Consider the following 13,404-nt stretch of genomic DNA (forward strand, 5'->3'; position numbering starts at 1 on the left):
CCCAGCCGGGTATGACACCCGGACTAGCGGTCCCCCGCACGGGTGCCGAGGATCATGCTGCCCACATTGCATTCCTCCAGTTCGTCGACACCGGTGGCGGCGGTGAAGGCGGCGGTGTCGGAGAAGCCCTGGGCCACAGCGCCGAGATTCATGGCGGTGGCGGTGAGGTAGAGGGTCTGCATGAGGACCCCGACGTGTTTGAGGATATTGGCGTAGGCGACCGACTCGTAGGACCACATGACCCGGCCGGCCCGAGCCGAGATCAGCAGCAGCAGTTGGGGTTCGGCGGCGTTGGCGAGGGTGGCCGCGGTGGTGCGCACGAGTCGCTGAACCGCGGGGGCATCGGCGGGGGCGACAGGGCGCAGGGCGTGCTCGAAGGAGTCGTAGTGGTACATGCCGGGGGCCAGGCCGTCGACAGTGCGGACCACCGGATACAGCTCCAGTTCGTGGACGCTGCCGCCGGAAGGGTAAGGACGGGAAGGGAGTTCGCCGCCGTCCGGGGTGGACTCCATCGAGCGGGTGCGGGCGCTGCGGTAAAGTAGTTCGGCCAGCTGGGCGACGGTGATCGGCCGGGCGTCGTCGAAGGACCGGCAGGAGCGACGGTCCTCGAGGACGGCGGTCAGGGCCGGGTCGGTGGCGCGGAGGGTGGCGAGGTCCGGCGCCGGGAGCGCGATCGGGACGCCCGGGTAGGGCGCGCGCCGCGCCGGGCGTTGCGGGAACTCGTCTTTCGCCCATGCCGTGGGGCCGAAATTGTCCCAGGTGACGGTGCGGGAGCCGAGCGTGCTGCGCCGGTGGAACCAGAGGTCGGGGGCGCTCCAGCTGCGGGTGGTGAAGTCGCGGTTTTCGGCGGCGGGGTCGGCGGTGAAGCCGCCCCAGCGCAGGTCGGCGGCGATGCGGGCCGAAAGGGCCTCGGGCAGGCCGAGTTCGGTGGGATCGGCGCCGGCGGCGAGGGCCAGCAGGCGGGGGTCGTGAACGCGAAGGTCGCACCACGAGGTGGGGTGTTCCAGGACCAGACCGTCCGGATCGCGGTGGATGACAGTGAATTTCGAGAGGACCGTGCGCGGCCCGTCTCCTGTGCTCGGACGTGCGGGCGGGGTGGCGAAGGGACGCAGGGTGTAGAGGTCCCGGTCGCCGTCTCGGACGGTGACCTCCAGCCAGCCCGCCCCGGCCAGCCGGTCGAGAAGGGTTGTCACCGAGTCGGATTCGGCCGCGAGCTCACACGTCGCCGCCGCCGGGCCCTGATTGAGGGTCTTCAGCGCCTGGCTCTGGGCCGGGGTGAGCCCGGTCAGTTTCTCGTTGTGCGGCGGGTTCAACAGGACCGCGCCGCCAGGGACGGTCAGGCAGGTGACGCCGGGGCGGAGGGCGTAGCGGATGTCGCCGGTGCGGATCATTTGGCGGCGTTGGCGAGAGCCGGTTCGAGCTTGTCGAGCAGGTAGGGCAGGGCCAGCGGGGTGGGCTGGTTGATGGCGCTGATCTCCTGGACGGTGAGGAAGACCGCGGAGTTCTTCTTGACCGAGGGCAGCGCGCCGAATCCCGGCAGGCCGCGGTACTTCTCGTCCATGCCGGGCGAGTAGCCGGCCAGCAGCAGGTCGGAGTCGAGTTCGTCGAGGCGTTCGGGCGAGAGGGCCAGACGGCCGCCGGAGCCGCCCTGGTCCACCAGGTGCCGCGGGATGGTCATGCCGAGCTGGGTGAACAGGCGGCTGGACCCGTCCTTGGGGTCGGTGAGCACCATCAGCTGCGACGGCCCGGCCAGCCAGGAGCTGATGAAGGTCTTGTTCTTCAGGCCCGGATTGCGTTGCGCGATACCGTCGATGCGGCCGTTCAGGTCGGCGATGAGCTTGTCGGCGGCGTCGGTCTTGTGCAACACCTGGCCGAGCGCGCGCACCTGGTCGGCCCAGGGCGTGACGGCCTCCTTGCTGAGCCCGGGCAGGGTGGGCGCGACCTTGGACAGGTCGCCATAGGTCTTGGCGTCGGCGATGAACGGGTCGGCCAGGATCAGGTCCGGGTTCAGCGCGGCCACCTGTTCGGCGAGGTTGCCGGTGGTCTGCAGTGCGGTGGATTTTGCCAGCGCGGCCGGTTCCCACGGCGGTGCGCCCTTGCTGAGCACCGCGATGTTGTCGATGTAGCCGACCGGGGTGACGCCGAGCGCCTGCGCGGTGTCGAGCCACTGATTGCCCAGCGCCACGATGCGAGCCGGGGTCCCGGTCACGGTGGTCTGTCCGAGGGCGTGGGTGATGGTGACGGGTTCGCCGCCGCCGGCGGCAGAGTCGTCGGACTTCGATCCGCAGGCCGCGAGCCCGAGGGCGAGCACGCTCACCACGGCCGCAATCGCGGCTCGCGCGGTGATCGATCGCCCGCTACGCGCGGTGAACGCCGACTTCATCGTGACTCTCCTGTCTGCCGATGCCGCCCGTTCGAGGCGAGCGGTAGGTGAGCCTAGCCTAATTTTCTCGGGAGATGGGGACCGTTGTCGCCGATTCGATCCCCTAAGGGGTGGTCGATTGTGCTCTCGATCGATTAGGTTAGGGTTGCATAAGTTAGAATCCGGGGGTTTGGAACGATGGAGCGAGCGGTGCCGGAAACCTTGTCCGCGGTCGAGCGTCATCGGCTCGTGGACGAATGGGCCAATGGCGTCGAACTGTACGACGTGCCGTCGGTCTCCATGCTCATCGAGTGCGGACGCCGCGTGCCCTCCCTGCGGACCGCCGTGCGCTGCGGCGATCACATCCTCACCTATGCCGAACTCTTCGAACGCCTCGGCGGCGGCGCCACCGGGACCGCAGGGCCCACGCTCGACGATCTGGCCCGCGTGCTGTGCGATATCGCCGCGGCCGCCGAATTCGGCGCGGTGCTGGCCGAACTGGGGCCGCACGGCACCGGCATGAAGCCGGTCGCGGTGGCCGCGGCCGCCGACGATCGCCGCGCGGTTGCCGCCGATCAGCGCTCCTGCCCCATCGACCGGGCCTACGGCTCGCCGGACGTGCGGCTGCTGGCCATCCGCTGGGGCACCACCGACGCCGCGGTGGAACTGCTGGCCACGCTGGCCGACGGCGCGACCCTGGTACTGGCCACCACCGCTCAGCGCGCGGACGCGGCCGCCCTGGCCGAGCTGATCGCCCTGAGCGCATCGACCCATGTGGTGGCCGACGCCGGGACCCTCGCGAACCTGGCCTTCCTGCCCTCCCTCGCGCTGCCGACCGTACGGCGCTGGGACGTGTTCGGAAACGACTGCCCGGCCGCGCTTCCCGCCTTGCTGCGCGAACTGGCCCCCGGGTCGTGCGCCGGATTCGCCTACACCACACCGGAATACGCGGGCGTCGCGGCGCGCGGACCGCTGGACGGCTCCGGCCGGGTGCGGCCGATCCCGGGCGCGCGGTTGCTGGTGCTGGACGAGTCGCTGCGGCTGGTGCCGCCGGGGCGCTCCGGGCGGGTGTACGTGGGCGGTTCCGCGCTGGCGCTGGAATTGGACGGTGCCGCCGAGGGTTTCGTGGACGACCCCTTCGTGCCCGGCGGCCGGCTCGTACGCACCGACACGCACGGCGGCTGGACCGCCGACGGCTGGCTGCTGCTGGACATGATCGAATCCGTGTCTCCCGCAATGCCTTCGGCCACCGAGCCGATCCCCGCGCCGGGCCGGGACGACACCACCGGCTACGCCGCGGCCTGACGACCCCGCACGTATCCTCGGCTGCGCGCGCGGCTTCTCTCCTGCGGTACCGGCCGCCCGCCTGCCCTCCCGCGGCGGACGGCCCTTGCCGCCCGGCTGATCAGGACACGGCGACTGCCAGGGCGGCCAGGCTGCGCTGCCAGAGTTCGGTCAGGCGGTCGGCTTCCGCTGCGGTGAACAGGGTTTCGCTCCAGCGCCAATTGGTGGTGAGCTGCGGGCCCTCCGGGGTCGAACCGATGCCCGCGATGACATCCAGCGCGTAGCGCAGGGGTAGGTCGGGTTCGGGGTCCAGGGGCAGTGCCTCGTTGAGCGGGCCGGTGAGCAGGGACCAGGATCGGGTGTCCTGCCCGCTGAGGTCGACTCGGCCGAGGTAGTTGAACTCGATCTGGGGGTGCCGTGCGGTGGCCAGTTCGGGGACGCGGGCGGTGTAGCGCAGCAGGCCGTAGCCCAGGCCCTGGCCGGGGATGGCGGACAGGTGCGCGGTCACCGATTCCAGGAGGGCACGGGCCGCGGCCGGATCCTGTTCCGCCCGTTCGGCATCCACCGTCTCGCCCGCGCCGAGGCGGATCGGGAACACGATGGTGAACCAGCCGAGGGTATTGCTGGTGTCGGTGCCGAGCAGGTCGTCGGCGCGGCCGTGGCCCTCCAGGGCGAGCAGGGCGCCGTGGGAAGGATCCTGGCCGCGCTCGCGCCGCCAGCTCGCCAGCGCGATGGTGAGGGCGGTGAGCAGCAGTTCGCGCACACCCTCGTCGCGGGTGAGCGCGGCGAGCAGGCGGGCGGTGACCTCGACCGGGGTCACGGCGGTGGCGACCCGGAGGGAGGACCAGGTGTCGGTGTGCGGGTAGGGGACGCGGCGGCCGATGGCGGGGTCGGGGGCGGCGAGCTGTTCGCGCCAATAGTCCTGCTGTGCGCGGACTTCCGCGGACTCGGCCCGCTCCGCCATGCGGCGGGAGAACTCGCGGTACGGGGTGGATTCGGGGAGGGCGGCGCCCGCGTTCAGGGCGGCGATGAGCAGGTGCCAGGAGACCACGTCCACCGCCAGGTGGTGGATGGTGAGCAGCAGGACATCGCCGTGCTCGGTGCCGGAGAACCAGACGGCGCGCACCATATCGCCGGTGCGCGGGTCGATCTGGTCCATGACCGTCCGGGCCGCGGCGTGGACGGCGGCGGCGGTGTCGGCGGGATCGGCTGTGTGCGTGAGGATGTCGGCCGCGCGGACGGTGCCCGGCGCGGCGGTGACCAGGCGCGGACCGTCGCCGGTGCCGACGAGGCGTGAGCGCAGGGTGTCGTAGCCGTCGAGGACGGCCTGCAGCGAAGTCTCGAGGGTGTCGCGATCGATGCCGTCGGGCAGCCGGAGCAGGGCGGACTGGGTGAAGCGGCGGTATTTGCCGTACTCGTACATCCACGAGACGACCGGAAGCGGCTGCACCGCACCGTAATCCGTCACCCGCTCCGCGACGGTCGAGTCCGCGGCGTCGAGGGCGGCGGCGAGTTCACGCAGGGTCGGGGTGGCCAGCACCATGCGCGGGGTGAGGGTGAGGCCGCGGCGGCGGGCCTTGTTGACCAGGGAGATGGCGACGATGCTGTCCACGCCGAGGGCGAAGAAGTCGTCGTCGAGGCCGGGGGTGCGGCCGTCGAAGAGTTCGGCGAGGACCTCGGCGAGCTCCTTCTCGGTGGCGGTGCGGGGCGCGGCGCCCGACCCGGTGTCGGCGAGGGCGGCTTCGGCGAGCCGCGTCAGCTCGGGGCCGTCGAGTTTGCCGTTGGCGTTCACCGGCAGCCGCGGCAGGGCGAGCACACGGGCCGGAATCATGTAGGCGGGCAGGCGTTCCGTGAGCGCGGCGCGGGTGCGCGCGGGATCGACGGACTCGCCCCGCTCCCCCACGACGAATCCGATCAGGATCACCCCGCCCGCACGGCGCACCACGGTGACGGCTGCGGTGTCCACGCCGGGCAGCCGCCGCAGGGCGGTCTCGATCTCGCCGATCTCGATGCGGTAGCCGCGCACCTTCACCTGCGCGTCGGCGCGGCCCAGGTAGCCGAAGCCGCCGTGGGGCAGGCGGCGGACCAGATCGCCGGTGCGGTACATGCGGCGGCCGGGCCGGAAGGGGTCGGCGACGAAGCGGTCGGATGTGGTTGCGGCGCGGCCGATATAACCGCGGGCCAGCTGCGGCCCGGACAGGTACAGCTCGCCGACAACGCCGCCGGGTACCGGGCGCAGCCTGGAATCCAGGACGTAGCCGGACATTCCGGCGTTCGCGGTGCCGATGGTCGGGGTGCCGAAGTCGGCGACCGGGGCCACCACGGCCTCGACGGTGGTCTCGGTGGGTCCGTAGCAGTTGTAGACCGTGGTGCCGGACCGGTCTTCGGACGGGGCCAGCGCGCGCAGCCGCGACCACAGCGCGGCGTCGATGGCCTCACCGCCCAGCGCCAGCACCGGCAGCTCCCGGTCCACCAGTCCCGCGGCGTTGAGCTGCGCGAACATCGACGGGGTGGTGTCGATCATGTCGATGTCGTGGGCGATCATGCCCGCGCACAAGCGCTGCGCGTCACGCATTTCCGTGGCGTCGAACAGGTGGATGGTCTGCCCGGCGAACAGGCCCACCATGGGCTGCCAGGAGGCGTCGAAGCTCAGCGACCAGGCGTGCGCAATGCGCAGTGGCCGGCCCAGGCGGGCCGTGGCGGGCCGGTAGACCCGGTCGCGATGGTCGGCGAAGTAGGCCATGAGGGCGGCATTGGTCCCGGCGACGCCCTTGGGTTCACCCGTCGAGCCGGAGGTGAAGACGAGGTACGCGAGCTGGTCCGGGTGGCGGACGACGCGCGGGAGTTCAACGGGGCCGGCGGAGGGCTGTTCGGCGGCAAGGCAATCGCCGAGGAGCAGCATCGGCACCCGCTGCTCGCCGGCGGCTACGACACCTTCGCCGGACCCCGGGGATTCGGCGGTTTCGAGCAGATCGCGGGTGTTGTCGTCGGTGACCACCAGCGTCGGCCGCGCCTGCCGGAGGATCGACTCGATGCGTGCGGCGGGCAGCGTGATATCCACCGGCACATAGGCTCCGCCTGCGGCGAAGGCCGCGAGCACCGCGACAATCGATCGCACGGTGCGTGGAAGCACCAGCGCTACAACGGTTTCCGGGCCGACACCCTGCGCGGCGAACTCGGCGCCGCGCCGGACGGCCGCGTCATGCAGGGCGCGGTAGGTGTACCGGGAGCCGGAGCTGTCCTGGAGTGCGACGGCTTCCGGCGTGGCGGCCACCTGCCGCTCGAACAGCTCCCAGACCGAGGCGGCGGCGACCGCGGTCGTGGAATGCGGCGCTGCGGACATCTCCCGCTCCGACGCGGTGAGCACGCTGAGCGAATCGGGTGTGGCCGCACCGGTTTCCGGTAGTTGCCGCAGCAGCGCGAGCAGCCGCTCGCCCAGGTCGGCGGCCGGGAAGTAGGGCAGCGCGTCGGGCATCACCTCGAGCTGGACCAGCAGCTCGTCGCCGCTCATGTGCGCGACCACCGTGAGCGGGTAGTGCGCGAGGCTCTCCATCTCGATCGGACGGAAGCAGGCGCCGTCGGGGGCAGTGACGGTGCGGACGGCGTCGTCGATGGGGGCGTTCTCGAAGACGAACAGCGTGTCGAAGAGGGTGCCGTGCCCGGCGGCGCGCTGCACGGCCGACAGGCTCAGGAAGCCGATGCCGCGCATGGCGGCGCACTCGCGCTGCAGGCGGGCGCACTGGTCGGCGATGGAGGCGCCGGAGTCCAGATGGTGGGCGACGGGCACGGTGTTGATGAACAGCCCGACCATGCCCTCCACGCCCGGAAGCTGGTCGGGCCGACCGGAGATGGTGGTGCCGTACACGATGTCGCGGCGATCGGTGAGCCGGCCGAGCAATACCGTCCAGGCGAATTGCACGGCGGTGTTGAGGGTCAGCCCGTGCGCACCGGCCCAGGTACGGACCCGGTCGGTGTCGGCAGCGGACAGCAGCAGGCGGGTCTTCTGCGGCACGGCGTCCGGGCCGGCCGGCGCGCCGTCCGCCAGCATGAGCGGACCGCTCACCCCCGCCAGGTAGTCGACCCAGCGCTGGGTGACCGCGGCGGTGTCCTGTGCGCCGAGCCACGCGATGTAGTCGCGGTAGGGGCGCGGTTTCGGCAGCGCCGCCACGGATCCGCCGGACCGGTAGACGGCGAGCAGTTCGGTGAAGAACACCGCCACCGCCCAGCCGTCCATCAGGATGTGGTGGGCGGTGAGGATCATGCGCCGGGTGCCGGTGTCCGGCACGGTGAGCAGCAGGACGCGCAGGGCCGGGCCGCGGCTCAGGTCGAACGGCGCGTGTCGTTCGGCCGCCGCGATCGAGTCGAATTCCACCGTCCGCGCTTGCTTTTCGGTCCAGGGCAGTTCGGCCTGTGCGGGCACGATCTGCACCGGTCGCGGCAGGTTCTCGTCCCAGAAGGCGGCGCGCAGGTTGGGATGCCGGTCCAGCATGGCCTGCGCGCTGCGCCGCAGCAGCTCGGTGTCGAGCGGTCCGTCGATGTCGACCACGAACTGCATGGTGTACAGGTCGAGGCTGTCGCCGCTGAGGCGCGACAGCGAGAACAGCCCCTCCTGCAGCGGGCTCAGCGCCAGCACGTCCTCGATCTGCGGTGGCGCGGTGCGGTTTTCGGTAGTGGTCATCGGGGTCATCGGGCCTGCCAGGACGAGGTGAGGGCGGCGAGGGCGGCGGCGTCGAGGCCGGAGGCGCTCATGGGGGCGGATTCCTCCTGCGGGGTCGACTCGGCTTGCGCGGCAACGGGTTCGGCGACGTCGACCGCGGCGGCGAGTTCGGCGATGGTGAGGTGCTCGAACACCAGCTGCGGGCTGAGCGGCAGGCCGAGCGCGGTGGCGCGGGCCGACCACTGGATGGAGATGACGCTGTCGCCGCCGAGGGCGAAGAAGTTGTCGTCGGCCTCGACCTCGCTGATATCCAGCAGCTCTTCGAGCAGTTCGATGAGCGCGCGTTCGGTGCGGGCCTGGTCGCCGGTGGTGGCGGCGCGGGTCGCCGCGGCGGGCGCGGGCGGGGCGAGCAGTCGCTCCAGCCGGTCGCCGGGCAGCACCTCGAGCTCGGCTACGGTGCGGTCGGGCGCGGTGGCGTACGCCTCCAGGGTGGTGGCCAGCGCGGTCGCGATGTGCTGCACGGTCTCCGGGTCGTACAGGTCGGCATTGGCGACCAGACGCACGGCCAGGCCGCCGTCGCCGGTGACGTTCACGGAGACATTGAGGTCCAGGAAGGAGACGTCGAAGTCGACCGGCAGCACGGTGGCGGTGGTCGTGCCCGTCACGGCCAGGCTGGCGGGCGCCCAGTCCGCGCCGCGGAAGTGCAGCATGCTCTGGAACAGCGGGTTCCGGGAGCGCGAACGCGGCGGGTTGAGCGCCTCCACCAGGCGTTCGATCGGAAGTTCCTGGTGCGCCTGGGCATCCAGGACCACGTCGCGGCCGCGCAGCACGGTGTCGCGCAGGGTCGGGGTGCCCGACAGATCGTTGCGCAGCACCGCCATGTTGGCGAACAGACCGACGAGTGGTGCGGTCGCGTCGTCGACGCGGCAGGCCACCGGGGTACCGAGGGTGATGTCCGTGCCGCCGCCCAGCTTGTGCAGCAGGGTCGCGACGACGGCTTCGTACACCATGAATTCCGTTGCGCCGCAAGCTTCGGCGAGCGCGGCCAGCCCGGAGCGCAGGGCGGCGGGCGCCGCGAAGGTGGCGACCTCGCCGCGCTTGCCGAGGACCGCGGGCCGCGGCCGATCAGGGGCGACATCGATCTGGTCCGGCACACCGGCGAGGGCGGCGCGCCAGAAGTACAGCTGCGCCCGGCCGTAGTCGCCGGGCAGGCCATCCGCACCGGAGGCGAACGCATCGTGCTGCCACAGCACGTAATCCGGGTACTGCACGGCCAGCGGGGTCCACTGCGGCGCCCGCCCGCCCTCGACCCGCGCACGGTAGGCGGCGATCAGGTCCTCGAGCAGGATGCCCAGCGACGCGTGGTCGGCCACGATGTGGTGGACCAGCAGCGACAGCACGTGCGTGCCCGGGTCGAGGACCAGCAGGCGGGCCCGCAGCAGCGGCTCGGATTCGACCGTGAAGGGGTAGCGGCCGATCTCGGCGAGCTCGTCCGCCAACCGGCCGGCATCGATGCCGGCGACCTCGAGCTCGACCGCCCCGGCGGCTCGCACCACCTGGTACGGAACGCCGTCCTGCTCACCGAAACCGGTGCGCAGCGCCTCGTGCCGAGCCACCACATCGGCGAGCGCGGCCCGCAGCGCGGCGATATCGATGCCGCCGTCGAAGCGCACGGCGAAGGGCAGATTGCCGACCGCGCTCGGGCCCTCCATGCGGTACTGGAACCACATGGCCAGCTGCGAGTAGGACAGCGGCAGCCGGTCCGGACGCGGGCGCGCGGTGACGGTCGGACGCCCGGAAGACGGTGCGGCACAGGCTGTCTCGGCCGTCTCGACGTCGTCGTCCATGACATCCAGGTCGATGCCGAACTCGTCGCGGAATCGCGCGACCAGACCGGCGGCCAGCCCGGCCGGGGTCGGGGTGTCGAACACGATCCGCACATCCAGCTCCACACCGAATTCGGCGCGGATCTGCGCGACCAGGCGCGCGGCCAGCAGCGAATGCCCACCCAGATCGAAGAACGAATCATCCGCGCCCGCCGTCGGAATCCCGAACAGCTGGGTGTAGATGGCACACAGGCGGCGCTCGGTGGCGGTGGCGGGCGCGCGGTGCACCCGCTCCACCGCGGGCGCCGGGCCGGGCAGCGCCCGCCTGTCCAGCTTGCCGTTGACGGTCAGCGGGATCTCGTCGATGACGGCGAAAGCGCTGGGCACCATGTACTCCGGCAGCGCGGCGGCGGCGTGGGCGCGCACCTGGTCCACCTCGACCGTCGCACCGGCCGCCGGCACCAGGTAGGCGGCGAGCTGTGCACCCACGGCAGGATCCTCGGTCACGATCACCACGCAGTGCCCGACGCTCGGGTGTGCGGTCAGCGCCGACTCCACCTCGCCGAGCTCGATGCGGAAGCCGCGTACCTTGACCTGCTCGTCGGCGCGGCCGACGAAGTCCAGCTCCCCGAACTCGTTGCGGCGGGCGAGATCTCCGGTGCGGTAGAGCCGGGCGCCGGCGGTGAAGGGGTCGGCGACGAAGCGGCTCGCGGTGAGCGCGGGCCGGCCCAGGTAGCCGCGCGCCAATTGCGCACCACCCAGGTAGATCTCGCCGACCACCCCGGCGGGCACCAGCTGCAGGGCCTCGTCGAGCACATAGGCGTGCACGTTCTGATTGGGTACGCCGATGGGCACGATCCCGGTGCCCTGCGGGCCCGCCACCGGCTGATGGGTCGCACACACCACGGCCTCGGTCGGCCCGTAGTGATTGCGCAGTTCGGCGTCGAAGACGGCGGCGAACCGGTCGGCCACCTCGCCCGGCAGCGCCTCGCCGCCCACCGGGACATGGCGCAGCGCACGCCATTCGCTCACCTCGGGCAGCAGCAGGAAGGTGCCGAGCATGGAGGGCACCATGTGCAGCACGGTCACGCCGCGGCGGGTGATCAGGTCGGCGACATAGCGGATGTCGCGGAAGGCATCGGGTTTCGGCACGATCAACCGCGCGCCCAGCGCCAGGGTGACGAAGATGTCCAGCAGGGAGGCGTCGAAGCTCACCGAGGACGATTGCAGCAGCCGGTCGTCGGCGGTCATGCCCCATTCGGCGGTGAAGCTCACCACGTGCTCGGCGATGGCGGCGTGCGAGACCGGGACGCCCTTGGGCTTGCCGGTCGAACCCGAGGTGTAGATGACGTAGGCCAGATTCGCCGGGAGCAGCGGGCGGACACGGTCGGTGTCGGCGGGATCGGTGTCCGGCAGCGCGGCGGCCGCGTCCTCGGCGGCGTCGAGTTCGACGCGGCCCAGCACCAGGCGCGGGCCCGCGTCGGCGATCAGGTAGTCGATACGGTCGTCCGGGTAGGCCGGGTCGATGGGCAGGTAGGCCGCGCCCGCCTTGAGCACGCCGTAGACGGCCACGATGAACTCGACCGAGTTGCCCATGCGCAGGGCGACGATGTCCTCGCTGCCGACGCCCTCGCGAATCAGCCAGTGCGCCAGGCGGTTCGCGCGGCGGTTCAGATCGGCGTAGGTGAGTTCGAGGTCGTCGGAGACCACGGCCAGGATGCCGGGTCCGGCGGCGACACTGGCCTCGAACAGGTCGACCATGGTGGCCGGGTCGGCCGGCACATCCGCACCGCGCGACTGCTTCAGGATGGCGAGGCGATCGTCGCCGCCCAGCATGTCGAGGTCGGCGAGCCGGCTGTCCGGGGTGCTCAGCGCCCGATCCAGCAGCCGCACACAGTGTTCCAGCATGCGCTGCACCAGCGGCCGGGGCAGCACGTCCACCTGGTATTCGGCCTCGAGCATCGCGCCGTGCGCGCTCTCGGTCACGACCGCGACGGCCAACGGGACCTGCGCCGTAGGGGCGCCCAGTTCGTCCAGCTGGGTCGAGGTGACGCCGTCCAGTGCGAAACCGTCGGCGCTCTTGCGGACGCTGAAGCCCAGGCGCACCAGCTGATCCATGCCGTCCCGTCCGGCGACGCGCTCCGGGTTCACCTCGCGCACCACGCGGTCGATACCGACGCCCTGATGGGCGAAGGCGTCCAGGCAGGTCCGCTTGGTAGCCGCGACCAGGCCGGCGAAAGTCTCGGCGCGGTCGAAGGTTTCGCGCACCAGCAGGGTGTTGCCGAAGTAGCCGATGAGCTGTTCGGCAGCCGCCGACCGGCGATCGGTGACCGGGATGGAGACCAGGAAATCGTCGGCGGCGGTGTAGCGCTGGATCAGGGCGGCGTAGCCGGCGAGCAGCACCATGAACGGGCTGGCCGCCCGCTCGCGGGCGAAGACGTCCACCCGGTTCAGCAGATCGGCCGGCAGCGCGACGGTGCAGCGGTCGGCACGCTTCGACGGCGCGACCACGGCCGAGCCGGGCAGTTCGAGGGGTTCCGGCAAGGAGCGCAGGGTGTTCCGCCAGTAGGCGATGTCCGCCTCGTCCTCGACCGGGGCGTCCAGGACCTCGAGATCGACGAACTGCGCGGCCGGGGCGGCGGTCCGGGCTCCGTTGTAGGCGGCGTTGAGGTCGGTGAAGAACACACCCCAGGCGTCGTCGTCCCAGCAGCTGTGGTGTGCGGCCAGCAGCAGCACCCACTCCGCTGTTCCGGTGCGCACCAGCGTGATTCGCAGGGGCAGCTCGGTGGCGAGGTCGAAGGGGCGGCCGAATTCCCGGCGGGCCAGCACCTCCACCCGCACCGGACGGGCGGACTCGGCCAGGTCGGTCAGATCATGCGATTGCCACGGCAGCGTGATGTCGTCGGCGAACACCTGGAACGGCTCCCCGTCCGCGTCCGTACCGAAGGTGGTGCGCAGCACGTCGTGCCGGGCGAACACCGCCGCCACCGCGGTCCGCAGGCGGTGCTCGTCGAGCGCGCCGGTGAGCCGGTACGCCACACAGATATTCAGTGTGGCGTCCTCGGGGTCGCGCGTCTGCAGGAACCACATGCGGCGCTGCCCGGCCGACAGCGGACGCCGCTCCCCGGCCCGGGTGCGGCGCACCGGCGCGGTGGGGGCGGCGGCGAGGCCCTGCTCGGCGAGCCTGCGTTGCAGCAGTTTCCGGCGGCGGTCGGCGACGGAGGTTCCGGCCACGGTCACGGTGGCATCGGTGTCTGACATGAAATCTGGCCCCT

The 13,404-nt window shown here is 71.7% G+C and carries 5 protein-coding genes; 1 reads left to right on the top strand and 4 read right to left on the bottom strand.

Annotated elements, in window-relative coordinates; translation table 11 throughout:
• Nucleotides 1-23: 23 nt before the first annotated feature.
• Together AB0L60_RS01505 and AB0L60_RS01510 are read right to left on the bottom strand one after the other, a co-directional pair.
• Nucleotides 24-1,391 carry a SagB family peptide dehydrogenase gene (locus tag AB0L60_RS01505; protein WP_364605620.1) on the bottom strand — a complete coding sequence of 456 codons (1,368 nt, stop codon included), beginning with the start codon at nt 1,389-1,391 and terminating at the stop codon, nt 24-26.
• Nucleotides 1,388-2,383, bottom strand: a complete 996-nt coding sequence (locus AB0L60_RS01510) for an ABC transporter substrate-binding protein (protein WP_364605622.1) — start codon at nt 2,381-2,383, stop codon at nt 1,388-1,390. Before AB0L60_RS01510 ends, AB0L60_RS01505 begins: the two co-directional genes overlap by 4 nt.
• A gap of 189 nt (nt 2,384-2,572) precedes the next feature.
• On the opposite strand from AB0L60_RS01510, the gene AB0L60_RS01515 reads away from it, so the two are divergent.
• Nucleotides 2,573-3,667, top strand: a complete 1,095-nt coding sequence (locus AB0L60_RS01515; RefSeq protein WP_364605624.1) for an AMP-binding protein — start codon at nt 2,573-2,575, stop codon at nt 3,665-3,667.
• Between the two features lie 100 nt (nt 3,668-3,767).
• Here AB0L60_RS01515 and AB0L60_RS01520 read toward each other — a convergent pair whose 3' ends face one another.
• Together AB0L60_RS01520 and AB0L60_RS01525 are read right to left on the bottom strand one after the other, a co-directional pair.
• Nucleotides 3,768-8,324, bottom strand: a complete 4,557-nt coding sequence (locus AB0L60_RS01520) for an amino acid adenylation domain-containing protein (RefSeq protein ID WP_364605626.1) — start codon at nt 8,322-8,324, stop codon at nt 3,768-3,770.
• A gap of 5 nt (nt 8,325-8,329) precedes the next feature.
• A complete protein-coding gene (locus AB0L60_RS01525) occupies nt 8,330-13,390 on the bottom strand; it encodes an amino acid adenylation domain-containing protein (RefSeq protein ID WP_364605628.1) in 5,061 nt (1,686 codons plus the stop codon).
• Between the last annotated feature and the right edge of the window lie 14 nt (nt 13,391-13,404).

Origin of the sequence: Nocardia sp. NPDC051981 (genome assembly GCF_040680715.1) — a bacterium.
GTDB lineage: Bacteria > Actinomycetota > Actinomycetes > Mycobacteriales > Mycobacteriaceae > Nocardia.

Bases quoted from the DNA above. Each gene is read 5' to 3' on its own strand.
- AB0L60_RS01505 (WP_364605620.1), bottom strand. From the start codon at position 1,391: ATGATCCGCACCGGCGACATCCGCTACGCCCTCCGCCCCGGCGTCACC.
- AB0L60_RS01510 (WP_364605622.1), bottom strand. From the start codon at position 2,383: ATGAAGTCGGCGTTCACCGCGCGTAGCGGGCGATCGATCACCGCGCGA.
- AB0L60_RS01520 (WP_364605626.1), bottom strand. From the start codon at position 8,324: ATGACCACTACCGAAAACCGCACCGCGCCACCGCAGATCGAGGACGTG.
- AB0L60_RS01525 (WP_364605628.1), bottom strand. From the start codon at position 13,390: ATGTCAGACACCGATGCCACCGTGACCGTGGCCGGAACCTCCGTCGCC.